This window comes from Acinetobacter sp. CY05 (genome assembly GCF_059515805.1).
In genome coordinates, this window is the sequence record NZ_JCAKMW010000009.1 from 1 (window position 1) to 24,620 (window position 24,620).

Genomic DNA, 24,620 nt, shown 5'->3' on the forward strand with positions numbered 1-24,620 from the left:
ATAGATAGCTAAACACCCAGATATATACAGAATATTTTAAGCTATCTGCATAGTAAGGTAAGATAGATATTATTTACCAAACCCCCAGAGGTTTGCAGATAATGGGCACGAACAACATCCCACATCTGGCACTATAAGTCGTTTGATCTGGCCTGTCTGCTGCTCAAATAAAATCCCAATCATCCAAGATATGTCTGCACTTTGTGCTAAATTTACTGCTCTAGGCACGAATAGCTCGGCATCCATATCACCATCGCTTTAACCATACTTCAACTAATTTACTTGTTTTTTCAACTTAGATACGCCATGCTTTTTTCTCAAATGCAAAGGAGTTAAATAAGATTAAAAAAATACATAAATACGTTGAACGCATTCTAATAGAGGCACTTCCTATACCCCATTTTTGTTCGAATAAAATATTCCTTAATCACATTCCAGAATTTTTTGAATACTTTGTCTGTATAAATGCAGCATGGCCTGCAGACGTCTCTCATACATACGACCATCATATAAAAGTTCTACACTTAAACTATCTAATATGCCTAAATAAGCATCTGTATACATCTCTAGATCTTCAGAGTTAGGCATAATTTTGCAGAAATCTTCCTGATATAACTGAATGATTTTTGCAATATAAAGCTCATACACAGAGGTGACTTGTTCAATTAAATGGCTAGGTGGAACATATGCCATACGGGTCAAAAATTGATAAGTAATAGCGCTTTCATAACGTGGCTTAACTTCATGAAAATAAGTTTCACCAGGTAATTTTCCATCTGAAAACATATGAAAACATTTGCTGATATGTTCACACTCAATCTCAAGTGAGTCCTGTAAAAGTTCAGAGAATAGAGCATCTTTACTTTTAAAATGTGTATAAATTGATGCTTTTCGAATTCCAACAGTCTCGGCAATTGCACTTAAAGAGGCCCCCTCGTAGCCACTTAATACAAAATGCTCAAAAGCGACATCAATAATACGTTGTTTAGATTGAGAGCGTACTTTATTCACGAGGGGAAAATCCTAAGGAAAAGTTTAATGAGTAAAGGAAAAGTTTAATGAGTAAATGCTTTTACAGACGCACCACGAGCACTCATAAAAACTAAAAATAAAATGAGTGGACCAATTGCACTCAGTAAGACTAACCAATATAGGGTATCAACTTCAACAAGTTGACCTGCAATAGGCGTTGCGACTGAAGAAAGAAGCATCGGGATGGCGCCTAATAAAGCTGCACAGAAGCCTAGAGCTGTTTGCTGTGAATCCATTGCAATGGCCATGAGCGTCGCTTCTAATACCCCAAGTCCAAATAACCCTAATGCAATTCCAGATACAATACCAATTAAACCCATATTCAACATATACATCGTGATACATGTCATGCTGCCTATCATCATGACTAGGGCCCCGATCATTGCTAAACGTGTAATATCCATTTTTTTTACAAAATAAGCAGAGGATGACGCACCTAATATGAGACTAATACTGGTTAAACCAAACACTAAACCAAATTGTTCACTACTTAGACCATATTCGGTTTGATAAACAAAAGACGACCCACCAATATAAGAAAATAAGAAAAAATAAACCGCTGACAAAGCAAGCAAATTAAAACTAAACGTCTTATTTTTAACAATACTCCAATAATTTTGGATAATGGATCTAAAGTCGAGCGTAATACGATCTTTGACTGCTAAGCTTTCTTTCAATGTAAATAAGGTATTAACAAAAACCATTATTCCCAGAAGACCTAAAGCAACCATCACGCCACGCCACCCGTAGTGTGCTCCAATTACGCCACCTATAGCAGGTGCTACAATAGGGCCCAATGCAACAATAGTATTTAATAAGGCATACAATTGTGCAGCTACAGCCCCTTCGGTGATATCTCGAACCATGCTCATAACAACCACAATGGCCATTGATGCACCAATACCTTGAAGGGCGCGTGCAAAAATAAGGCTTTCTAGGTTTAAAGCACAAGCAGCCCAAATAGATGCAACAATATAAGTCACAAGACCGAGTAATAGCGGAATTTTACGTCCAATTGCATCAGATAAGGGGCCAAAAAACAGTTGCCCGACCCCCATAAAAATCAAAAATACGGTTAACGTAATTTGTGTAGAAGCATAAGAGGTGTTGAGATCCTGAGCCATATTCGGCATAGACGCTAAATACATATCAATTGCTGCCGGACCTAATGCAACAATAATAGCGAGGGAAATCGTGAGCTTTAACCCTACAGAATTTTTCATAACTTAAATTTAACTAACTACCGATCGGTAGTTTATATAGGATTAATATCATTTGATCAAGCCCCTTGATTTAAACCATGTTCAATCTTGAGGTAAATTTACTTACTATAAGTCACACACTTTAGAGGCCTCATGGATCTACTTAGGTGTATCATCTGCTCACTTATCTTTTAAGCCATTTAAAGCTTAAATAGCATGTGAGCAATCTCATACTTCATGATGAACCACCCAATTGTTGCCAATTCAATTGTTCTCTTAACTTAACCACTTCGCCAATGATGGTTAAAGTTGGTGCTTGAATCTCATGTAGTGAAACTTGCTGGCTAATTCCTGATAATGTACCTACAACTACTTTCTGTTCTGGTGTCGTTCCTTTAGAAATAAGTGCGACTGGCATATCTGGTCGTTGACCATGTGCAATAAGTTTTTTACAAATCATTTCTAAGCCCACTAAACCCATATACAGCACCAATGTTTGGTTTTCATATACAAGTTCTTGCCATGGCAACTCAGGAGACCCCTCCTTCAGATGACCTGTTAAGAAGCGAACACTTTGTGCATAATCACGATGTGTTAATGGAATTCCAGCATAAGCTGAGCAACCAGAAGCAGCTGTAATTCCAGGAACAACTTGAAATTTAATTCCTGCTTCACATAATTCTTGTATTTCTTCCCCGCCACGACCAAAAATAAATGGATCGCCGCCTTTTAAACGACATACTCTCTTGCCTTGTTGAGCATATTTAACCAACAGGGTATTAATACTTTCTTGAGGGACAACATGATGTGAACGTGCCTTACCGACATAAACCTTTTGGGCATCACGGCGACATAAATTGAGGATAGGGTCTGAGACTAAACGATCATAAACAATGACATCAGCTTGTTGCATTAAACGTAATGCTTTTAAGGTCAATAACTCAGGATCCCCAGGTCCAGCACCCACCAAATAGACCTCACCTTTGGGTATCTGCCATTCATTTAGGGCATTTCTCAGATGTTGTTCTGCAAGATCTAGATGGTCATTTAGTACATTGTCCTTAAAAGAACTCTCATATAAATTTTCCCAAAAAATACGACGCTGCTCAGGTTGGGTGATTTTTTCTTTAACTGTTTTACGCCATTTTCCTGAAAAAGCGGCAAGTTTCCCAAGCGATTGTGGAATGGTGCTTTCTAGCTGAGTACGTAGTTGTCTAGCAAGTATAGGAGAAGTACCATTTGTTGCAATAGAAATCATGAGTGGAGAACGATCAACAATTGCAGGTACCATGAAACGGCAATGTTGGGTCTCGTCTACTGTATTCACCAAAATATTTAATGCTTCACAGCAGTGATAAACATGTTGATTGATATGAGTATCATTGGTCGCTGTAATCACTAATCTATACGTGGTTAAATTTAATCCTTGCTCAATGGCTTCATTAAATGTGGTCGCAATATAGCGTCCGTGGTTGACTTGTAAGAGTTTATTCAATTCAGCATCAATATCAGGTGCGATCACTGTCACGCGGGCACCGGCTTGAATCAGTAACTGTGCTTTGCGATACGCAACTTGCCCACCGCCAACAATGAGACATGTTTGTTGCTGTAGTTTTAAAGAAATCGGGAAAAAGTCCATTGTTCTCTCGTGTTAAATATTATGAATTTTGCCTTGGTCAATTTTTATAATGTCCGCTTGAAGGTACTGTAGCTCTTCAATATGGTGTGTTACATAAATCATGGGCAAACCTGTTTCATCTTTGACATTTTTTAAGAAAGCTAAAATTTGCTGCCTTAGACGCTGGTCTAAACCGGTGAGGGGTTCATCTAAGAGCAACAATTGAGGAGACGATAATAAGGCACGCCCAATAGATACACGCTGTGCTTCACCACCTGAGAGCTGATGTGCTTTTCGCTTAAGTAATGCTGGTAATTCTAAAAGTTGTACAACTTGATCCCATTCTATGGTGTTGTGTTTTTTCCCAGACCACCTTTGCGCATATTTAAGATTTTGCATGACATTAAGATGTGGAAACAGTAATGCTTGCTGAAAAATCAGCGCAATATTTCTCTGATACGTAGGCAAGGAAAGCGATTGTTTAGAATCAAAAATTATTTGTTGATTAAGTTGGATAGAGCCGTGTAATGGATTGCATAAGCCAACAATATTTTTCAAAAATGTACTTTTTCCACAGCCCGACGGCCCCACAATGCCCAGCACTTGATGCTGCATTTCAAGCTGTACACTTAATAGAAAATCCTGCTGTTGATATTGAAAGTGACAATTAAGCATTTTGTCCTCCCAATCGCTTTTGGTATTTTTGCAAAATGAAGTAGTTGGCAATTAATGCACTAAAAGCCAATAGCAACGATAAAGCCACCAAGCGCATAGCCAAAGCATCACCATTAGGCTGTTGTAATAATGCATAAATCGCAATCGGAATGGTTTGCGTCTCACTCGGAATATTTCCAACAAAAGTAATCGTTGCACCAAACTCGCCCAGACTACGACTAAACCCTAAAATACTCCCCATCAAAATACCGGGTAGTGCTAAAGGTAAACTGATGCTTAAAAAAACTTTTCTTGGACTTGAGCCTAAAGATGCTGCAATCTGTTCAAGCTGCTGATTTAACATTTGAAAAGACAAGCGAATAGGTTGAACGATCAGCGGAAAAGAGACCAGCATGGCTGCAAGTACAGCACCTTTCCAATTAAAAACCAATGAAATGCCCCATTGACTTAAATATTGCCCCACGAGCCCTTGTTGCCCAAACGTGACCAGTAATAGGTAACCTAAAACCACAGGGGGTAACACCATGGGCATCTGTAATAAGGCTTCAATGATAAATTTAGCTTTAAACTCATAACGCGCCAGCAACCAAGCCAAGGCAACGGCAAAAGGTAAACATAATAAGGTCGAAATACTTGCCACCTTTGCAGAGAGGTAAATTGCACTCAGCTCTTCAGGGCTTAACATATCGAGAAGTCTCCCCCTTTATTTGAAATCCATATTTTTTGAAAATTTGCTTGGCTTGGACATCATGCACAATAAAGTTTCTAAAATTCAGTGCTGCCTTATTTTTTTGCCCTTGTAGAGTCAATGCTAAGGGATATTCAATCGGGCGATGTGAGTGAGCGGGAAAACTGCCAATAATGTTCACTTTTTTACTCAGTAAAGCATCCGTTTTATAGACAATACCTCGCTCGCATTCGCCTCTTTCTACAAATGCTAATGCAGAGCGAACATGATCTGTGCCTACAATTCGCCCCTGTAAACTATTAAGCCAATTGAAATGCGTTAAACTTTGCTTTGCATATTTGCCAACAGGAACGGACGCCATGTGCCCTGTACACAAATAACCTTTAAAAGATTGAGAAAATTTAAAATCTTTGTGTGCTTTGAGATCTGCCTGAAGATGCTGAGGAGCGATGACAACCAGTTGATTATTTAGAACCGAAAGAACTTGATTGGCATGAATTTTCTGTTTATGCACCAGATAGTTCATCCAGTCTAGATCTGCTGAGAAAAAAAGATCACTCGAAGCACCTGCTTCAATTTGTCTCGCTAAAGCAGAGGAGGCAGCAATCACAGGTACAATGCGATGTTCGGGTTTTTGGACCTGATAGAGTCGCACAATCTCATCTAAAGCATTGGTTAAACTTGCTGCGGCATAGATTTTAATGGTGTCAGCAGACACCGTATTTGCACTCCCACCCATCAACAAGATGAAACTTATCTTTTTGATCCACATATCAGCATCCATCTTAAGGTTGTATCAATATGCCGTGTAAAATCTGCCCCGCTTCTATCGTTTGATCTGCTGGAATACGCACCAAACAATTTGCTTGCATTAAGTTTGAAAGCATATGAGATTGCTGCTTAGATAAATTCGACAGCTTTAATACTCCATGTTCAAAATATGCGGACATTCTTAAAAAGCGATCACGAGCATCCTTTTTCAGGGCTGTAGTCGATACAGCACTAAACCAAGGCAAAGGTTGCGGTCGTCCTTGCAAACTGTATAAGAGTGTAGACACATAGATATACATACCTACGTACACTGCAGCAGGATTACCAGGTAAGCCAAGCAGCAGACATTGACTATGGTCTTGACGTGTGTACTTTGCAAACAGCATCGGCTTTCCAGGTTTTTGTTTCACCTTCCAAAATATCTGTTCAAAGCCAAGCGCTAACGCAACTGGGCGGACAAAATCATAATCACCCACTGAGACGCCACCTGTGGTGATCACTAAATCATATTGATCTTTTAAACGATCAAACAATTCAAAAACTGCCTGCTCCCCATCAGAGACATACATGATGTCTGCGTGGAGATGCTGTTGCTGAAACCAGGTCTGAATTAAAGGGCCATTGGCATCAAATATCTTGCCTGACTCAAAGTCCTCAACGGTTTGAGCAACTTCATCACCTGTAATGACCACAGCAATCTTGGGCTGGGTATAAACAGACACCGTGTCTACCCCTGCCATACTCAGTGCAGCAATAGCACCCACATTCAAATGTTGCCCGGTGTGTGCCAAACGCTCACCCTTTGCCAACTCTTCCCCCATGTCTCGAATATCAGCATGCAGCTTTAGCGTTTGAGTCAATTGAATCCGGTGAGGCGTATGCTGCAACTGCACAATTTCTTGGCGTGCCACAGTGGTCGTATTTTCAGGAATTGCTGCGCCGGTAAAAATGCGAATGGCCTGTCTGGGCAAGAGTGAGATGGATGACACTTCACCTGCACGGCATTCACCAACCACTTCAAAATCTGTATTTTCTGCTATCAATTGATCTGCTTCAGCACAGATTGCATAACCATCTACAGCACTCTGTGCAAATAGTGGCAGATGAATGTGTGAATATAGGTCCTGTGCTAAATAACGATTTAAAGCAGCTTTTAAAGGAATACGTTCTGTTTTTAATCGCGGGCTCTGTTGTTGAATGTAGGATAAAGCCTGATCCACTGAGATTAAGCCGGGTTCAGCCCCACACATCGCATGCTTGAGCACTTGGTTCATTGATAGCCTCCTGCATGCGGAATATTCTTCTGTACATCAAACAAATGTACCAGTGCAGGTAAAATAGCCGTCAATGATTCTTTTGCCCCTTGTCGACTACCAGGTAGTGTAATGACCAAACTGGTTTCAATATAACCTGCAACACCACGACTTAAGGCCGCGTAAGGCGTGCGGCGTTGTCCAAAACTACGAGAGGCCTCCATCAGGCCGGGAATTTCACGCTCTAAGAGCGGCTGCAGTGTTTCTACAGTTAAATCTTTGGGGCCTAAGCCCGTGCCACCGACAGTCAAGATCAAAGGATATTGATTTTTAAACTGATGGATTAAAGCCAATAACTGTTCAGGATCATCTGCAATGACTTGATAGTGATTATTGCTAAAATTCGCTTCCTCTAAGATCTCTAAAACATTTTGCCCTGCGGTATCAGGCTTCTTGCCGGCTGCAACCGTATCAGATAATACCAACACAACAGCAGGCAAACTGTCTTTTAAGCTACGTGTAAAATGAGATTTTCCACCTTTCTTTTTCTGTAGTTTGCATTGATCTAAGCACAGATCTTCAGGCTCACAGTGTGGCTTTAACATATCGTATAAGGTTAAGCCCGCTAGGCTGACTGCCGTCAGGGCTTCCATTTCTACGCCTGTCGGCCCAATGGTTTCTACCGTTGCAATGATTTCTACATGTCGCTCATGCAGTTCATATTCAACATCTGCTCGATAAATGGGTAATGGATGGCACAGCGGAATTAATTCATCTGTACGTTTCGCTGCTAAAATACCGGCAATACGTGCTGTCTTTAACGCATCACCTTTCTCTGTATTTCCTGTTCTCAGCAATTCGATACAATGTGCTGGTGCATGTAAAATTCCTGTTGCAATGGCAGTACGATAACTTTCTGCTTTCATGCCCACATTTTTCATTGTATTGGTCCTAAATACGCTAAAAATTCTTTTTAATGCTTTGGGTTATTATTTAATGCTGACATGCATGAGCATGCTGATGCACGTCTATTGCTTTTGCCCGATTTGACATAGAATCTTGGTCTTTACGAATACAACAGCCCTCAACAAATTGGCTACTTCCATCTGCATAAAATTCCTCTTTCCATACAGGAACCTCATGCTTGACTCTCTCGACAGCCGCCTCACAAGCTTGAAAAGCTTCTCGCCGATGGGCAGCGTATGCCATGGCAATAATGGCAACCCCTCCAATATCTAGCGCACCAATACGGTGGACCACACGGACATACGCAACACCATATTGCTGTTGGATCTCTTGTTCGATTTGGCGAATCATTTTCTCAGCAACGGGTTGATACGCTGTATATTTCAAAGCTTTAACCGCTCTACCTTGATGATGATTACGTACTGTTCCTACAAAAATGCCTATACCACCACATTCAGGAAAATGTTTAATATGATCAAAGATCTGCTGATCTAAATTGTGCTCTTGAATGCGAGAGAAATCTTTTAACATGTTTAACCTCCCGCAACAGGTGATAAAAGTACAAGCGTCGTATCTTGCTGTAATCGTGTATTTCTAGGGATGATGTCTTCACCTACTGCACAAGCACAGTACGGCAGTAAATGCTCAGCTGCGGGATATTGTTTTAGAACGTCGATTAAGACCTCTGAAACCAAACAGTTTTCTGGATGCTCTATTGAAAATGCATCAGGTAAATATCGACTGATTGCACCAAAGGATTCAATGTTTATCGTCAGTGTCATTTTTAACCTCCAATTTGGTACATACTAATTTTTCGATTTGAGCTGATAGGCTGCGCTTGTATGGCGTGGTAGCCCCGTTCTTTATGCCAAATATAGTGTCCTAGTTGTGCATCTAATCTGTGTTGTGCCTTTTTTGGATGCGTTACTAATTGTTGAATATCGCTTTTTATATTGAGGCCATTTTTTGCGAAAAGACAGTTAAAGAATTCGCCTTGTGCATTGAGTCTCAGCCGATCACATTGCTTACAAAATGAATGACTAATGGTAGAAATAATACCTATTGGATGTTGTTGAATAAAATACTGTCTCGCAGGATTTGAACCTTGTTTTATATCCTCATTGACTACGAAAAATTGAGACAATATGGCTAAAATTTCTTGTTCTGAAACCACATCCGCATGCGACCATTGTCCATCCCCATCAAGCGGCATGTATTCTATAAATCGTAGCTGTACATCATGTTGGATAGACCACTGCACTAAGGGAATGATTTGGTTTTCATTGAGGTTTTTGATTAAAACGGTATTAATTTTAATTTTAAGACCAGCCTCTTTGGCCGCGTGAATACCTTGTAATACCGGCTCAAGCTGGCGCTGTGTCAACTGAAAAAATTGATCCTGATCTAAGCTATCTAAACTGATATTGATATCGTCTAAACCCGCTTGTTTTAGACCTTTGACATATTGTTTTAAGTAATGGCCATTGGTCGTCATAGAAACTTTTTTCAGGCCTTTTTTCTTTAAACTTTGTAATTGTGCAATAAAATGGACAACACCTTGGCGCATCAGGGGTTCGCCCCCAGTAATGCGGATATGTTCAATGCCACGCTGCACCATAAAGTCACAAAACTGGTAAAGCTCTTCAAAACTTAACAACTGATGCTTCGCCATCCATTTGGGATGTTCAGGCATACAGTAGACACATTTAAAATTACAGCGATCAGTCACTGATATGCGCAGTTTTCGCTTTTCTCGACCAAATTGATCTTTAAATATATTCAACTGTTGTAATACATTTAAGCTTGTCATGTGACTTAATCCCTTGCATCTTTTGAATGCAATTCAAAAAAAATGCCCTATTTAACTTCAGATCAAACTGCAATAATTGTTCCACTTTTACGCATTTTTTAAGATTAGCTGAGAATCTAGTAATTTTTTAATTTGTCGATGCTGTTGCAGTTCATCCAAACTGTTGATGCTGTGAAAAATGAGCATATTGTTTTCAAATACAAGCTCACTATGGGCTAAATCTTGAAAGCAAGTTTTTAGACTGCGCTGATTTAATGCAAGATGTTGCTCTAAAATAGGGACAGCGGTGCGGCGCATGAGACAAAATGGATAGAGGGCTTGTCCATTGATGTTAACAACCGCCACATCACTTAAAAGATTTTGCGTTAATGTCTGATGTAATTTTTCTAATACATCTTCAGGAATAAAAGTGACATCACAAGGTACAAATAAAACGAAGTCACTCTGTAGCTTTGACCACGCAGTTTTCATTCCCATGAGTGGGCCTTGAAAGCCCGTATGATCATCTTGGAAACATTGAACCGTCGGCATCAATTGCGTATAAAGCGCATGATCACGATGACTATTGATCCACACCTGATTCACCTGTGATTGTAAGGTGTTATAAATTTTAATGAGTTGAATCTCCTCATCAAATGTTTGTAATAACTTGTTTAAACCGTTCATTCTGCGCGCTTGTCCACCTGCCAAAATGACCAGATCCGTTGCAGGTAAGTTGAGGATCTTATGAGGATTCATATTCAGTCTCCATTTGACATGCTTTGATCAAGCCACGAATTTCAGGTAAACATGACCCACAATTTCCGCCCGCTTTTAAGTATGCTGTCACTTGTTTTTCGTGATCAATATTGTGTTCCCGAATTGTTCGCATGATTTTTTGTTTACCCACTTTAAAACAGCTGCATACCAATGGCCCATCGTTATTGTTGATCGACATCGCTTGACCTGCCAACAAGGCTTTACGGTGCATGGCACTTAGACGCTCTCGTTTAAATAGACGAGCTACCCAGTCTCGATCAGGTAATAAAGCTTGAGGTGCGATATATAAGCTTGCAATCAGCTGACCATCTTTCAACACCACTGTATGACTCATCTGTGCACTGAGGTCAGATAAATTAAGCCATTCAAAGCTTTCTTCTTGAAAAGGTAATAATTGTTTTAAATGCTCAGTGGTTTCTGCCAAGCTTTCACGTCCTGCGATTTCATAGCGCACGGCTTTGGCCATTTTAATTTTTGTCCACCATGTTAAGGCTTCAATAGCGCCGTTAACGCTATTTAAAAACTCATCTCGGACATAGCATACCCCCTGCCAACGGGTGTAAAACGGTTGTACCATCACAGGGGTATGTTTAAATTCTGGTTCACCTGAAATGGCATCTACCACAGGGTTGACCACTTTACCAATACGAGCGTCCGATGCCGTTTGCGCTGTCCAATGAATCGGCGCAAAGATTTGCCCACGCCGCACCTTATCACTCACATTCACCCGTAATACACATCTGCCCCATTTTGATGAAACTTGTATTAATTCAAGGTCTTTTACACCATACTTGAGCGCATCTTGAGGATGGATTTCGCAATATGGTTCAGCTTTATGGTGACTTAAATTGGCAGATAGACCTGTACGGCTCATGGTATGCCATTGGTCACGAATACGGCCGGTGTTTAAAATTAAAGGATAATCCATGCTGACTTGATGGACAGGGTCAATGGCCTGTGTAGCAATAAATTTGGCTTTACCATCTACATGACTAAATTGACCTTGCGTGAATAATCGCTCTACATGTTGTTTTGAATTACTTTTGAGTACAGGCCATTGAATGGGTGCTAAATCTTGATAAGCCTGTTCAGATAAATTCGCCAATCCTTCTAAATTAAAATAGCGAAAAGTAGCTGTATTTTGCCGAGCCTCTACACTTTGATTGTGATAAGCAGAAAGCCGCGCATGTTCTAAAAAGATTTCATGGCTATTTTGAAAGTCAAAACCGCTAAAGCCCATTTTTTTAGCGACTTGTGCAATCGCCCACCAATCAGATTTCGCCTGTTCAGGTGGATGCAAAAATGCACGTTGGCGTGAAATCCGCCGTTCAGAATTTGTCACTGTGCCGTCTTTTTCTCCCCAACCAAGTGCGGGTAATAAGATATCAGCATACGCAGTGGTATCAGTGTGTTGGCAAATATCAGATACCACCACCAACTCACATTTTTCTAAGGCACGTTTGACTTGATCGGCATTGGGCAAACTGACCACAGGATTAGTGGCCATAATCCACACCGCTTTAATCTTGCCTGCTTCAATCGCCTCAAATAAATCCACCGCTTTTAAGCCTGCTTTATTGGCAATCGTAGGACTCTGCCAAAATTCCTGTACTAGATGCTGATGGATAGGGTGATCTAAATCCATATGTGATGCCAACATATTGGCCAGGCCACCCACTTCACGCCCACCCATGGCATTGGGTTGTCCGGTTATAGAAAAAGGGGCTGAACCAGGTTTACCAATTTTCCCAGTGAGTAAATGACAATTAATAATACTGTTGGCTTTATCTACCCCACGTGATGATTGATTCACCCCCATCGAGAATAAAGTCATGACTTTCTCAGTCTTGGCAAATTTTTCAAAAAACAGCTCTAATTTATCTACAGAAATTCCTGTTTTAACAGCAACAGCTTCAAGCGATCTTTCTGCCAAACTTGCCTCTAAAGCGCTGTTTAAGCCTTGGGTATGTGCAGAGATAAAGTCTTGATCAACTTTTCCATGTTGGTGAAGATATTGTAAAAGTCCATTAAAGAGGCTGACGTCTTGACCGGGTAAAATGGGTAGATGGAGATCGGCTGCTTCACAGGTTGCAGTAAAGCGAGGATCAATCACCACCACAAATAGATCCCTGTGTTCTTTGGCCTGCATAATGCGCTGATAGAGTACGGGATGACACCATGCGGTATTTGAACCGACCAATACCACCAGATCAGTGTGTTCAAAATCTTCATAACTGGCGGGGACTAAATCTTCACCAAACGCACGCTTATGGGCAGCAACCGCAGAGGACATACAAAGACGAGAGTTGGTATCAATATTTGCAGTCCCGAGATAGCCTTTAACAAATTTATTCACCACATAATAGTCTTCGGTTAATAACTGACCTGATACATAAAATGCCACGCTGTCCGCACCATGATCCTGAATACATTGTGCGAACTTTTCTGCAATGGTGGTGGTCGCTTGATCCCAAGACACAATTTGGCGTGCATTATCCCGTCCAATTTGCGGCTGTAACAGCCGAGTTTCCAAGCCTAGAGTATCGGCTAAATTACTGCCTTTGACACATAATTTGCCTTGGTTGGCCGGGTGTTTAGCATCACCAATGACACTCACCTGTTGTCCTAAATTTGTATGTTGCACGGTGGCTGTCACGCCACAACCCACGCCACAGTATGGACATGTGGTATCCGTTATCTTTACGCTATGTTCTTCAGAGCAATGCAGTTGCATTACAGGAATACTATTCATTGCGACTGTGCCCCTTTTTATTGAATATATTGAATGGATCTTAAAAAATTTAATCTCTGTATTCTGTAATCCTCCCTAACCCTCCTTTAAAAAAGGAGGGAATCTCACTGTCTCTGTGATCTTGGAAGTGCTACTTTTTCTCTTACTATAAAATTGGAAAGCAATATTTTAGGAACAGCGTTATTAACTGGCTTGCTTTAAGGCAAAATCCTTACCAAAGAGCAATTTGCTACGAATTGCTGAGATTGGTGTTTTATCTGTAATGAGTTCGGCATACCATGCGCCGTCTTCAGTATCACCAAACAATACCGTACCAATCACTTTATCGTTCTGAATAATGATCCGCTTATAGATTTGACGTTTTTCATCATTCAAAATGATGTCTTCATAATCATCTTCAGGTTCAAAGTTACCGGCTGAGAAGACATCACAACCACTGACTTTAAGCTGCGTCGGTACAGTCGGTGCCTTAAAGGTCAGACTACCGTGCTCGGCTAAATGTGAGGCGCAGATAAAGGCTTGTCCCCAGAGTGGCTCGACCAACCCAAAGGTTTGCCCACGATGTTCGATACATTCACCTACAGCATAAATACTCGGGTCATAGGTCTGCATGGTGTCATTCACCAATACACCGCGGTTGCAACGCAACCCTGCACTTTGGGCGAGTGCCATATTGGGGCGAATCCCGACGGCAAAGACCACAAGATCGGCATCCAATACTGTGCCATCCGTTAAGCGAACATGCGTAACATGCCCATCTAAACCCATTAAGGCTTCAGTATTGGCTTGCGTGATAATGTGAATACCTTTTTGCTCTATGGCGGTTTTGAGCATCTGGCTGGCTTTGGCATCCAACTGACGATCCATAATTCGATCAGTTAAATGTAAAACCGTGACCGTCATTCCTTGTTGTTTTAAACCATAAGCTGCTTCTAAACCCAGTAAACCGCCGCCAATCACCACAGCATTATTTTTAGTTTTACAGTAATCCAGCATGTTATTGACGTCATTAATATCTCGAAAACTCACGACACCTTTTAAATCTGCTCCTTTGACCGGGGGTATAAATGGCTTAGAACCTGTGGCCAAAATCAATCTATCGTAATCAATCAGCTCACCTTTTTGCGTATAGATCTGCTTACGTGGACGATCAATCCTAATCGCAGGATCACCTGCAATAAAACGAATCTCTTTGTCCTGATACCATGCATGTGGATGAAGCATAATATCTGCAATGGTTTTTTCACCTGATAACACTGGGGATAACATGATGCGATTGTAATTACCCCAAGGTTCTTCACCAATGACGGTAATTTCATAACGATCGGGTGCCATATCCAGTAAATCTTCCAAACAGCGCATGCCTGCTAAGCCATTACCGACCAACACCAATTTCATTTTTTCCTGAGAAACGCCTGTATTTGTGATATAGGTTTTTTGTGGGGTTGGACTGATTAAAATACGCCTCTCCACAATTTTGCTTGGGAAAACCAACAGCTTTTGGTCTTTATCTTCTAAACAACGTCCTGTGGCCAAACTAAAGTGTTGTTTATAAATTGGTGAGGCCACCACACGTTCACCTTGCAAATCACCAACGATGCCACGTGACATGACAAAGGCTTGGCTAAATGGGTCTTGATTACTTAAGGCATAGACCCGCTTTTCATTGCCTACACGGAAGATGGCAATCTGTTGATTTTCAATCAGTGCGCAGACACCGGTATTTGGCGTAATGTCATCTAAAGCGCAAACATCGACCCAGTTCAGTTCATTCATATCTTGTAAAATCGTCATATTATTTCTCCTTTTGTTGTTGTTTTAGGCTTCAACCACAGGGATACGGCTGATGTCGCGTTCTGCTTTGGTTTTTGGACGAATCTGTCCACGCACTTCAGCAAATTGAACATGTGGATCATGCTGTGCTTCAGCTTTAGCATTAACGAAAGTGACAAAACGTTTACGAACTTCAGGATCTTCGACTGCGGTACGCCATTCATCTTGATAGGTACCAATCACATGGCTCATACGACGCTCTAACTCTTCTGCGATGCCTAAAGAATCATGCACAATCACGTCTTTAAGATAATCTAGACCACCTTCTAAGTTGTCACGCCAGACCGATGTACGTTGTAGACGATCTGCAGTTTGAATGTAGAACATAAAGAAACGATCGATATATTTAATCAAGGTTTGGGTATCAAGATCAGCAGCCAGTAATTCAGCATGACGTGGTTTCATACCACCATTACCGCAGACATATAGATTCCAACCTTTTTCGGTGGCAATCACACCGACATCTTTACTTTGAGCTTCGGCACATTCACGGGTACAACCTGAAACAGCCATTTTGGTTTTATGCGGAGAACGTAAACCCTTATAACGATTTTCTAAGAAGATGGCTAAGCCCACGGAATCATCAACACCATAACGGCACCAAGTACTGCCCACACATGATTTTACTGTGCGCAGTGATTTACCATAGGCATGGCCTGATTCAAAACCTGCTTCAATCAATTTGGTCCAAATCTCAGGCAGTTGATGCACTTGTGCACCAAACATATCGACACGTTGCCCACCTGTGAGCTTGGTATATAGTCCATATTCTTTGGCAATTTGACCAATCGCAATTAAGCCATCAGGCGTGACTTCACCGCCTGCCATACGTGGCACGACAGAATAAGTCCCATCTTTTTGGATGTTACCAAGGTAATAGTCATTACTATCTTGCAGACCAGCATGACTAGGTTTGAGAACAAAATCGTTCCAGCATGAGGCCAAGATATTCGCCACTGTTGGCTTACAAATATCACAGCCTAAACCATGACCATGTTGGGTAATCAAATCGTCAAACGTTTTGATTTCCCCCACACGCACCAAGTGATATAACTCTTGGCGAGAATAGGCAAAATGCTCACACAGGTGATTATTGACCGTCACCCCTTGGCGTTGTAATTCAGATTTTAAAACTTGCGTAACGAGTGGCGTACAACCTCCACATGCAGTGGCAGCTTGAGTACACTTCTTTATTGCACCAAGTGAGGTTGAACCCTCTGCAATGGCAGAACAGATATCGGATTTAGAGACGTTATTACATGAACAAATGGTGGCACTGTCAGGCAATAAATCTACCCCTGTACCGCCTGATTTACCTGTGGCTTGTTCAAAGCCCGGCATAATTAAACTTTCAGGTTGCTCAGGTAATGCTAAGCCATTGAGCATCATTTGCAGTAAATCATTATATTCTTTGGCACAACCCACCAACACCGCACCCAATAATGTGGTCTTATCCGAATTGACCACAATCTTTTTATAGACTTGTGCCACTTCATCGGCATAGAAGTAACTTAACGCATTTGGTGTCATGGCATGTGCATCACCGACTGATGCCACATCTACGCCCATCAATTTGAGTTTAGTGCTCATGTCTGCACCTTTAAATTGAGTACACACTTGATCCATCACATGCTTGGCAGCAATACGTGCCATGTCATAACCGGGTGCAACTAAACCAAAAATTTTGTTATTCCAAAGTGCACACTCACCAATAGCGTAGACATCTACATCAGAGGTTTGGCAGTAATCATTAATGACGATCCCGCCACGTTCACCTAGGGCAAGACCACTTTGGCGTGCGAGTTCATCCCGTGGTCGAATACCTGCACTAAATAAAATAATATCTGTTTCTAATTCAGAGCCATCCGCAAACTTCATCACATGCTGGGCGGATGTGCCTGGTTCAATGGAAGACGTTGCCTTTTGGGTATGTACTTTTACACCTAAATCTTCAATTTTGGTTTTTAGAACTTTTCCACCTAGATCATCAATTTGTACAGCCATCAAACGTGGGGCAAATTCCACCACATGGGTGTTTAAATTTAAATCACGTAGGGCTTTGGCTGCCTCTAAACCCAGTAAGCCACCACCGATAACTACACCAGTTTTTGCGTTTAAGCTGGCTTTTTTAAGAGCATCTAGATCGTCAATGGTGCGATAGACAAAACAGTTTTCACGATCATTGCCCGCAATCGGCGGAACAAAAGCATAAGAACCCGTCGCAAGCACCAACTTGTCGTAGCTGATGATCTCCCCTTGGCTTGTCGTTACAGTTTTGTTGACACGATCAACATGGGTTGCTTTGGTATTTAAACGTAGATCAATGCCATAGGCATCTGCAAAATCTGCGCGACATAAGGTTAAATCTTTGACCGATTTTCCACTGAAGTATTCAGTCAAATGCACACGGTCATATGCTAAACGTGGCTCTTCTGCTAAAACTGTGATTTCAATATTATCGTTCGCAGTTTCAAGTACAGATTCGATAAATTTATGGCCAACCATACCATGGCCAATCATGATTAATTTCATTGTCTTATTCTCTTCAATATGATGATTAGGCTTTGGCTTCAATGTCTGTACGGGCATGTGCAGCATCAGAGAGCAAACGTTGTTGCATCGCTTGTTCGTATAAACGTTGCTCTTTTTCTTTATGTTCTAAGGAGAAACGAATGAGTAAAACAAATGCCGCTGCAATGACAACCAGCACACCTAAAATCATGAACGTGGTTTGAATATCCAGCATACCTTTGAGCAGAAAACCTGCTGCGACTGCGCCAACATTACCGCCTGCCCCAATAATTCCTGCCACACCACCTAGAGAATCACGATCGATGAAAGGCACTAAAGCATAGGTTGCGCCACATGCCATATGGGTGAATAAGGCAAAAATTGTCATGACTAAAATAGCCAGCATCACACTATCTACTTTTGCAAAAGCAATTAAGAAAATGCCTTCTAGCAAAATCAGGCCAAACAATACTTTAGTTCGACCATCTAGCCCTTTTGAAATCGCAACTTTGTCTGAAAAAATACCGCCAAGTGCACGCGCAAATAATGCAAGTAAGCCAAAGATACCTGCTGCCAATCCGGCTTCTTTTAAACCAAATTGAAAATGTTCAACGTAATACATCGCAATGATGTTATGCATGAAAATTTCGATGCCAAAGCAAGCTGCGTAAGCACCAAATAAAATCCATACACGGTAGTTACGTGCCGCCGCCATTAAAATTGCGGTGCCACCTTTTTTATCACTGCCAACACTGACACCATTTTCACGGAGCGCTTTAAAGTTACCTTGTGGGCAGTCTTGGGTAAGTTTCCAATACATGATTCCTACAATCACCATCATCAGGCCAGGGACCAATAATGCCAAACGCCATCCCATGGCTTGCTCAACGCCAAACATGACTAGGGCACCGAGTAACAAAGGCATTAATGCTTGGGTTGCACCCCCACCTGCATTGCCCCAACCTGCTGTTGTGGCATTTGCGGTCCCCACAACATTCGAGGCAAACATAATACTGGTATGATATTGAGTGATCACGAAACTGGCACCAATGGCACCAATCAGTAGACGGAAAAAGAGAAAGCTTTCGTAGCTATTTGATGCAGCAACACCAAATACAGGAATACTGCCTAAAAGAAGAAGTGCGGTATAAGTTTTACGAGGGCCGTATTTATCACACAATGGCCCGACAATTAAGCGCACCAAAATTGTAATCGCTACAGCAGCAATATTAATATTGGCAATTTGATCTTTGGTCAGATTAAACTCACCTGCAATAACAGGCATGAGTGGTGCACAGGCAAACCATGCAAAAAAACACACAAAGAATGCTAACCAACTCATGTGGAATGCACGCATTGCAGCAGTTTTAAAATTAAAAAGGCTTATTTTTGTTGCTTTATTCACATTCAAATTTGTAGACATAGCCACACTCCTAGAACTGAACGGTTATAGTCTTCTGCATACAGCATGGCTATAGGCAGAATCGATCAGAACGGACGTCGTTGGCCGTCTTAAAAATATTGGTCGTCTTCTTTGACTAGAATAATGAATGCAAGCTATATGCCACATTTAAAAAATATCAAAATCATTGCATATCCTCTTCTTTTCTATAGGCCGTTATTTTTATTTTTCTTAAAGATGCTCATTGAATATGGACGCCGTGAATGATTACTGTGCGCCTCACAACGATTTTGCATTTTTGTAGTGCAAAAAGGTGGTTTAAACGACTTTCTTTTTCATCAGTTTGTGGCATTAAACTTGCTAGTCATTGCTTTAATTTTTAATTTTCGAATCTTGCTTTGACGAACTTTAATATGTCTAACATTAAAATAGCACTGATAGATGACCACCTAGAACGTGCGCAATATATTGAAAAGTCTTTGACCGAACATGGCTTTGAAGTCGTCGCATGTATCAGTGTTAAAACCATTAATTTACTTCGTTTAGAAAAATTAAATGCTGATGTGATTTTGTTAGATATGGATCATCCACAGCGAGATATTATTGAAAGTTGTGTGAGTCAATTTGATTTACCAACGGTGCTATTTACCAAAAATAGCCATAGAGACACCATTAAGAATGCCATCGATGCTGGCGTGACCGCTTATATTGTAGATGGTATTGACCCTTCAAAATTAAATAGTATTTTGGATATTTCCATTCAACAATTTAAAAAACATAAAAAACTATTGTGTGATTTAGAAGAAACTAAAAACAAGCTTGCAGACCGCAAAGATATAGAACGAGCCAAAGTATTGTTAATGAATATTCACCATCTTTGTGAAAATGATGCCTTTCAACTACTCCGAAAAAATGCGATGAGCCACCGTATGAGTATGGGTGAGATGTCAAGACGCCTACTTGATGCTCAAGAACTTTTACAATCATCAGCAAAGGAATAAAACATGAGCATGCTTGAGAAAACAGATATCCAATTGGGTTATATTCCTCTTTTAGATTGCATCGCATTACTCTGGGCATCACATCAGGGGTATTTTGCAGAGCAAGGTCTTCATGTCACTTTGGTTAAAGAACCCTCTTGGGCAAGTTTAAGAGATCGCCTAGCATTTGGCCTATTGGATGCTGCTCACTGCTTATCTGCCATGCTCCCAGCGGCTGCAACTGGTGAAGACCATCTGGGTATTCCTTTACAGACATCACTGGCTTTAAGTCACAATCGTGCTTTCATCAGTTTAAGTCAAAAGCTGTGTCATCACTTGAACCTGAGTATTCATGATACTCCGTTACAATCCTCACAGAAATTAATGCATGCCATTCAACAGGGTCAAGATATTCATCTTGCTCATATATTTAAACAATCGATCCATCATTATATTTTAAGAGAATGGCTCGCTTTGTCCGATGAAAATATTGCAGCCCAGTATCGCTTTTCAAGCTTGCCGCCACCCTATATGGTTGAAGCAATTTCATCACATTTGATTGATGGTTTTTGTGTAGGTGAACCTTGGAATACCCAAGCAGAAATTGAAGGCTTTAGTCGAATTATTTTAAGTAGTAAAGACATTATTCCAACCATCCCAGATAAGGTTGTTGCATTTACAGCAGATTGGGCACTACAGCATCCACATACATTGCAAGCTTTAACCAAAGCGATTGAAAAGGCACAGCAAGATTTAAAAAATCCTGCTTTTTTTGATGAAATTTGGGAGTTATTAAAAGTTTATGAAATCATCCGTTTCCAATGCTCTGCAGATATTCATGTTCAGGCATTCCATAGAATTATGAAAATCATACAAGATTTTAGCAACCCTCAAAAACCACAAACTACCGACTTTGAATGGATCATACAGAAAATGAAGAGATGGGATCACCTTCATGTCATTGATTCTGAATTAGCCAATATTGCCAAAAACTGTATCTATCGAGTTTAGATTTGGGACTGTTTAAACCTTTATGAATCATCAATTAAGTATAGAAGAACTCAGATATTATTCTCGCCAGATTCGTTTAAAGCAGATAGGTATATCTGGACAACTTAAATTAAAACAAGCGAGTGTTTTAGTGATAGGCGTAGGTGGCTTAGGTTGTCCAGCGCTTATGTACTTAGCATCAGCTGGTGTCGGCCATATTGGCTTATTGGATAATGATATTATTAGTCTAAGTAATTTACATCGACAAAGTTTATTCCAATATGCTGATCTAGGCAGACTAAAAGTGGATTGCGCAGCTGAAAAACTACAATCATCGAACCCCTTTATCCAAATAGAGAAATACCCGATTTATTTTAATGCTGATTGTGCTCATATCCTCAAACAATATGACGTTATTGTGGATGCAACTGACAACTTTAGTTCTAAATATTTACTCAATGATCTATGTCAGCAACTTCATAAGCCATTAATTTATGCATCAATTGATCAGTTTGCTGGCCAACTTGCAGTGTTTAAAAATAAAGAATTCCATAAGAGTGCAAACTTAAGACATATCTTTCCTACTCAACCCCCTGATCATTTGGTTATGTCATGCAATACAGCAGGTGTATTAGGCGTACTACCCGGGATACTGGGTACATATCAAGCAGCCGAGGCGCTAAAGTTAATCTTAAATATAAATGAGCCTGAAAATAAACTGTATTTATTTGATGTGTTAGGAAATAAACTAAGATCAATAAATATAGATATTCACTCAGAAATTCAACGCCAACACCCAATACTTCAACAATCTGGTGTTTGCCAAAATATAAATATTGCAAACCAAATTACAGCGTGTACGCTTAAAACATGGCTTATAGAAGCACGAACATTTTATTTGATCGATATTCGTGAACAAGATGAATATGATGAACTTGCATTTACAGCAGCTACATTTATCCATGATATTGATTCCGACGCTTTGATACATACGGACATACACCCAATCGTACTTTATTGCACCACAGGTAAACGCTCGATCAACCAATTGGAATACTTTCGTTCAATTTTCCCTAATCACCCAATTTACATGCTTAAAGATGGTCTGTTTGGCTATCTAGACGAGGGATATTCTTTTGGTATTGGTGGTAGCAGTGTAGTAGCACACTATACTACTTTAAATCATTGAAAAAAGTTTCTTTGACATCCTCCCCGACCTAAAGGACGGAGAAGATATCAATGACCCTTTGCTCACATTGAACAGATTAATACTGTACTTGCCCTGGAATCCAATTGGTACCTGCAAGTGGTACACGCGCCATAGCCGCCGCCTCGACATTCAATGCAACTAAATCCTCAGGGTCGAGATTATGCAAATGGGATTTACCACATGCCCGCGCCATGGTCTGTGCTTCAAGTACTAAGACACGTAAATAATTTGCTAAGTGACGACCACCTTCAATTGGATCTAAGCGTTTGGATAATTCTGGATCTTGGGTAGTAATTCCTGCTGGATCACGACCATTTTGCCAATCATCGTAGTAACCTGCTCCGGAACCAATCTCTTTTAGCTCTTTATCCAAACGCGGATGGTTATCACCAAGTGCGATTAAAGCAGCTGTACCAATTGCTACAGCATCTGCACCCAGTGCCATTGCCTTGGCCACATCCGCTCCCGTACGTATACCACCTGAAACAATCAATTGAACCTTACGATGCATGCCCATTTCTTGTAGTGCCTGAACTGCTTGTGGAATGGCAGGCAAAATTGGAATACCCACATGCTCAATAAATACTTCTTGAGTAGCCGCTGTACCACCTTGCATACCATCTAACACAATCACATCAGCGCCTGCCTTCACTGCTAATTTAACGTCATAGTATGGACGGCTCGCACCAATTTTTACATAAATCGGTTTTTCCCAATCTGTAATTTCACGGATCTCCGCGATTTTAATTGCTAGATCATCTGGACCTGTCCAGTCAGGGTGACGGCATGCACTACGTTGATCAACACCCACTGGTAAAGTACGCATACCTGCCACACGTTCAGTGACCTTCATACCTAATAGCATACCACCGCCACCAGGTTTTGCACCTTGACCCAAGACGATTTCAATTGCATCGGCTTTACGCAAATCATCCGGATTCATACCATAACGTGATGGTAAGTATTGATACACTAATGTTTCTGAATGCCCCCGTTCTTCAGGAGTCATACCTCCATCACCCGTTGTCGTCGAGGTACCCACCATTGATGCGCCACGGCCTAGAGATTCCTTGGCATTGGCAGATAAAGCCCCAAAGCTCATACCTGCAATTGTTACAGGAATTTTTAGATGAATTGGTTTTTTTGCAAAACGTGTTCCAAGTACCACATCGGTACCGCATTTTTCACGATACCCCTCAAGTGGGTAACGAGACATACTCGCACCCAATAATAATAAGTCATCAAAATGTGGCACCTTACGTTTGGTACCACCACCACGAATGTCATAAATACCAGTTGCTGCTGCGCGTTGAATTTCCTGAATTGCGAGACGGTCAAAAGTCGCTGATTCACGTAACACTGGTTCAAAGTCTTGGATAGTTTGAGTCATAATATTATTCTCCGTATTACGTTATTTTTAGTATGCTGATGCGTTATCGACTTTAAAATTGTAGAGCTGACGTGCTGATCCATAACGTTTGAACGTAGTTGGATCTTCATCAAAACCAGCTTTGGTGAGAAGTTCGGCTAACTCATCTAGGTGTTCTTGACGCATTTCTTTTTCAATACAGTCGGAACCTAATGATTTCACGGCGCCTTTTACGTAAATTCTTGTTTCATAAAGTGAGTCACCAAGTGCATCACCAGCATCACCACACACGACTAAACGACCCGCTTGCCCCATGAAACAGCTCATATGACCGATGCTTCCACCTACGACAATGTCCACCCCTTTCATTGAAATACCACAACGTGCGCCAGCATCCCCTTCGATCACCAACAGACCACCATGTGCTGTTGCACCTGCCGCTTGTGAAGCATTGCCCTTGACGTGTACATAACCAGACATCATGTTCTCAGCCACACCAACGCCTACATTGCCATTTACAATCACTTCAGCTTCTTGGTTCATTCCTGCACAGTAGTAACCCGCATGCCCATCAATAGTGACTTTTATGGGTGCCTTAATTCCAACAGCAATATTATGCTGACCAGCCGGATGCTTTACCTTCCATTCTTTAATTTCTGCAACAACTGCTGGATCATGTAAAGCTTGGTTTAAATCACGAATCGTATCGACATTTAAGTCATATTGACTTTTAATTTCTACTGCATTTAATTTTTCTGCTACTGCACTATTCATAATCTTAATTCTCCTAGTAATCTTT

Annotated in this window: 21 protein-coding genes; 3 read left to right on the forward strand and 18 right to left on the reverse strand. The window is 40.9% G+C overall.

Annotated features, from left to right (window positions below; all coding sequences use genetic code 11):
* Positions 1 to 423: 423 nt before the first annotated feature.
* The 16 genes from AC5YCD_RS08050 to AC5YCD_RS08125 form a co-directional block, all read right to left on the reverse strand.
* Positions 424 to 1,011, reverse strand: a complete 588-nt coding sequence (locus tag AC5YCD_RS08050; RefSeq protein ID WP_496129541.1) for a TetR/AcrR family transcriptional regulator — start codon at positions 1,009 to 1,011, stop codon at positions 424 to 426.
* A 44-nt stretch (positions 1,012 to 1,055) separates the two neighbouring features.
* On the reverse strand, positions 1,056 to 2,255 hold the full coding sequence (locus tag AC5YCD_RS08055) for a multidrug effflux MFS transporter (protein WP_496129542.1): 1,200 nt from the start codon (positions 2,253 to 2,255) through the stop codon (positions 1,056 to 1,058).
* Between the two features lie 214 nt (positions 2,256 to 2,469).
* Positions 2,470 to 3,873 (reverse strand): siroheme synthase CysG, encoded by a 1,404-nt coding sequence (gene cysG, locus AC5YCD_RS08060; protein ID WP_168402379.1) that lies wholly within the window; start codon positions 3,871 to 3,873, stop codon positions 2,470 to 2,472.
* A gap of 12 nt (positions 3,874 to 3,885) precedes the next feature.
* Positions 3,886 to 4,527 (reverse strand): ATP-binding cassette domain-containing protein, encoded by a 642-nt coding sequence (locus AC5YCD_RS08065; protein WP_496129543.1) that lies wholly within the window; start codon positions 4,525 to 4,527, stop codon positions 3,886 to 3,888.
* Entirely contained in the window at positions 4,520 to 5,212 is a 693-nt protein-coding gene (gene modB / locus AC5YCD_RS08070; protein WP_496129544.1) for a molybdate ABC transporter permease subunit, read from the reverse strand. Before modB ends, AC5YCD_RS08065 begins: the two co-directional genes overlap by 8 nt.
* On the reverse strand, positions 5,199 to 5,987 hold the full coding sequence (gene modA / locus AC5YCD_RS08075; RefSeq protein ID WP_496129545.1) for a molybdate ABC transporter substrate-binding protein: 789 nt from the start codon (positions 5,985 to 5,987) through the stop codon (positions 5,199 to 5,201). The genes modB and modA overlap by 14 nt, the downstream gene beginning before the upstream one ends.
* A 13-nt stretch (positions 5,988 to 6,000) precedes the next feature.
* Positions 6,001 to 7,260 (reverse strand): molybdopterin molybdotransferase MoeA, encoded by a 1,260-nt coding sequence (locus AC5YCD_RS08080; RefSeq protein WP_496129546.1) that lies wholly within the window; start codon positions 7,258 to 7,260, stop codon positions 6,001 to 6,003.
* A complete protein-coding gene (moaCB, locus tag AC5YCD_RS08085; RefSeq protein ID WP_122902144.1) occupies positions 7,257 to 8,180 on the reverse strand; it encodes a bifunctional molybdenum cofactor biosynthesis protein MoaC/MoaB in 924 nt (307 codons plus the stop codon). The genes AC5YCD_RS08080 and moaCB overlap by 4 nt, the downstream gene beginning before the upstream one ends.
* A gap of 52 nt (positions 8,181 to 8,232) precedes the next feature.
* Positions 8,233 to 8,736 (reverse strand): molybdenum cofactor biosynthesis protein MoaE, encoded by a 504-nt coding sequence (locus AC5YCD_RS08090; protein WP_496129547.1) that lies wholly within the window; start codon positions 8,734 to 8,736, stop codon positions 8,233 to 8,235.
* Positions 8,737 to 8,738: 2 nt separating this feature from the next.
* The gene (locus AC5YCD_RS08095; protein ID WP_496129548.1) at positions 8,739 to 8,987 is read right to left on the reverse strand and encodes a MoaD/ThiS family protein; all 249 of its coding nucleotides are present in this window, start codon (positions 8,985 to 8,987) and stop codon (positions 8,739 to 8,741) included.
* Between the two features lie 2 nt (positions 8,988 to 8,989).
* Entirely contained in the window at positions 8,990 to 10,015 is a 1,026-nt protein-coding gene (gene moaA, locus AC5YCD_RS08100; RefSeq protein ID WP_496129549.1) for a GTP 3',8-cyclase MoaA, read from the reverse strand.
* Between the two features lie 87 nt (positions 10,016 to 10,102).
* A complete protein-coding gene (locus tag AC5YCD_RS08105) occupies positions 10,103 to 10,753 on the reverse strand; it encodes an NTP transferase domain-containing protein (RefSeq protein ID WP_496129550.1) in 651 nt (216 codons plus the stop codon).
* Positions 10,740 to 13,526 carry a molybdopterin-dependent oxidoreductase gene (locus tag AC5YCD_RS08110; RefSeq protein ID WP_496129551.1) on the reverse strand — a complete coding sequence of 929 codons (2,787 nt, stop codon included), beginning with the start codon at positions 13,524 to 13,526 and terminating at the stop codon, positions 10,740 to 10,742. Before AC5YCD_RS08110 ends, AC5YCD_RS08105 begins: the two co-directional genes overlap by 14 nt.
* Positions 13,527 to 13,709: 183 nt before the next feature.
* Positions 13,710 to 15,320, reverse strand: a complete 1,611-nt coding sequence (nirD, locus tag AC5YCD_RS08115; protein WP_496129552.1) for a nitrite reductase small subunit NirD — start codon at positions 15,318 to 15,320, stop codon at positions 13,710 to 13,712.
* Between the two features lie 24 nt (positions 15,321 to 15,344).
* A complete protein-coding gene (gene nirB, locus AC5YCD_RS08120) occupies positions 15,345 to 17,891 on the reverse strand; it encodes a nitrite reductase large subunit NirB (protein ID WP_496129553.1) in 2,547 nt (848 codons plus the stop codon).
* 25 nt (positions 17,892 to 17,916) lie between these two features.
* On the reverse strand, positions 17,917 to 19,293 hold the full coding sequence (locus AC5YCD_RS08125; protein WP_496129554.1) for an MFS transporter: 1,377 nt from the start codon (positions 19,291 to 19,293) through the stop codon (positions 17,917 to 17,919).
* A 392-nt stretch (positions 19,294 to 19,685) separates the two neighbouring features.
* Here AC5YCD_RS08125 and AC5YCD_RS08130 point away from each other — a divergent pair, with 392 nt between their 5' ends.
* Genes AC5YCD_RS08130 through AC5YCD_RS08140 form a run of 3 tightly spaced genes read left to right on the forward strand, consistent with a single transcriptional unit; the run spans position 19,686 to position 22,431 of the window.
* Entirely contained in the window at positions 19,686 to 20,273 is a 588-nt protein-coding gene (locus tag AC5YCD_RS08130) for an ANTAR domain-containing response regulator (protein WP_496129555.1), read from the forward strand.
* 3 nt (positions 20,274 to 20,276) lie between these two features.
* Positions 20,277 to 21,263 carry an ABC transporter substrate-binding protein gene (locus AC5YCD_RS08135; protein ID WP_496129556.1) on the forward strand — a complete coding sequence of 329 codons (987 nt, stop codon included), beginning with the start codon at positions 20,277 to 20,279 and terminating at the stop codon, positions 21,261 to 21,263.
* 22 nt (positions 21,264 to 21,285) lie between these two features.
* On the forward strand, positions 21,286 to 22,431 hold the full coding sequence (locus AC5YCD_RS08140) for a ThiF family adenylyltransferase (protein WP_496129557.1): 1,146 nt from the start codon (positions 21,286 to 21,288) through the stop codon (positions 22,429 to 22,431).
* A 76-nt stretch (positions 22,432 to 22,507) separates the two neighbouring features.
* Here the strand turns inward: AC5YCD_RS08140 and AC5YCD_RS08145 are convergent, their stop codons facing one another.
* Positions 22,508 to 23,842, reverse strand: coding sequence for an FMN-binding glutamate synthase family protein (locus tag AC5YCD_RS08145; RefSeq protein WP_496129558.1), 1,335 nt, complete (start codon positions 23,840 to 23,842; stop codon positions 22,508 to 22,510).
* A gap of 27 nt (positions 23,843 to 23,869) precedes the next feature.
* A complete protein-coding gene (locus tag AC5YCD_RS08150; protein ID WP_496129559.1) occupies positions 23,870 to 24,595 on the reverse strand; it encodes a protein glxC in 726 nt (241 codons plus the stop codon).
* Positions 24,596 to 24,620: the final 25 nt, after the last annotated feature.

Bases quoted from the DNA above. Each gene is read 5' to 3' on its own strand.
- nirB (WP_496129553.1), bottom strand. From the start codon at position 17,891: ATGAAATTAATCATGATTGGCCATGGTATGGTTGGCCATAAATTTATC.
- AC5YCD_RS08110 (WP_496129551.1), bottom strand. From the start codon at position 13,526: ATGAATAGTATTCCTGTAATGCAACTGCATTGCTCTGAAGAACATAGC.
- nirD (WP_496129552.1), bottom strand. From the start codon at position 15,320: ATGACGATTTTACAAGATATGAATGAACTGAACTGGGTCGATGTTTGC.
- AC5YCD_RS08130 (WP_496129555.1), top strand. From the start codon at position 19,686: ATGTCTAACATTAAAATAGCACTGATAGATGACCACCTAGAACGTGCG.
- modA (WP_496129545.1), bottom strand. From the start codon at position 5,987: ATGTGGATCAAAAAGATAAGTTTCATCTTGTTGATGGGTGGGAGTGCA.
- cysG (WP_168402379.1), bottom strand. From the start codon at position 3,873: ATGGACTTTTTCCCGATTTCTTTAAAACTACAGCAACAAACATGTCTC.
- AC5YCD_RS08150 (WP_496129559.1), bottom strand. From the start codon at position 24,595: ATGAATAGTGCAGTAGCAGAAAAATTAAATGCAGTAGAAATTAAAAGT.
- AC5YCD_RS08135 (WP_496129556.1), top strand. From the start codon at position 20,277: ATGAGCATGCTTGAGAAAACAGATATCCAATTGGGTTATATTCCTCTT.
- AC5YCD_RS08125 (WP_496129554.1), bottom strand. From the start codon at position 19,293: ATGTCTACAAATTTGAATGTGAATAAAGCAACAAAAATAAGCCTTTTT.
- AC5YCD_RS08145 (WP_496129558.1), bottom strand. From the start codon at position 23,842: ATGACTCAAACTATCCAAGACTTTGAACCAGTGTTACGTGAATCAGCG.
- moaCB (WP_122902144.1), bottom strand. From the start codon at position 8,180: ATGAAAAATGTGGGCATGAAAGCAGAAAGTTATCGTACTGCCATTGCA.
- modB (WP_496129544.1), bottom strand. From the start codon at position 5,212: ATGTTAAGCCCTGAAGAGCTGAGTGCAATTTACCTCTCTGCAAAGGTG.
- AC5YCD_RS08105 (WP_496129550.1), bottom strand. From the start codon at position 10,753: ATGAATCCTCATAAGATCCTCAACTTACCTGCAACGGATCTGGTCATT.
- AC5YCD_RS08140 (WP_496129557.1), top strand. From the start codon at position 21,286: ATGAATCATCAATTAAGTATAGAAGAACTCAGATATTATTCTCGCCAG.
- AC5YCD_RS08065 (WP_496129543.1), bottom strand. From the start codon at position 4,527: ATGCTTAATTGTCACTTTCAATATCAACAGCAGGATTTTCTATTAAGT.
- AC5YCD_RS08055 (WP_496129542.1), bottom strand. From the start codon at position 2,255: ATGAAAAATTCTGTAGGGTTAAAGCTCACGATTTCCCTCGCTATTATT.
- AC5YCD_RS08095 (WP_496129548.1), bottom strand. From the start codon at position 8,987: ATGACACTGACGATAAACATTGAATCCTTTGGTGCAATCAGTCGATAT.
- AC5YCD_RS08080 (WP_496129546.1), bottom strand. From the start codon at position 7,260: ATGAACCAAGTGCTCAAGCATGCGATGTGTGGGGCTGAACCCGGCTTA.
- moaA (WP_496129549.1), bottom strand. From the start codon at position 10,015: ATGACAAGCTTAAATGTATTACAACAGTTGAATATATTTAAAGATCAA.
- AC5YCD_RS08090 (WP_496129547.1), bottom strand. From the start codon at position 8,736: ATGTTAAAAGATTTCTCTCGCATTCAAGAGCACAATTTAGATCAGCAG.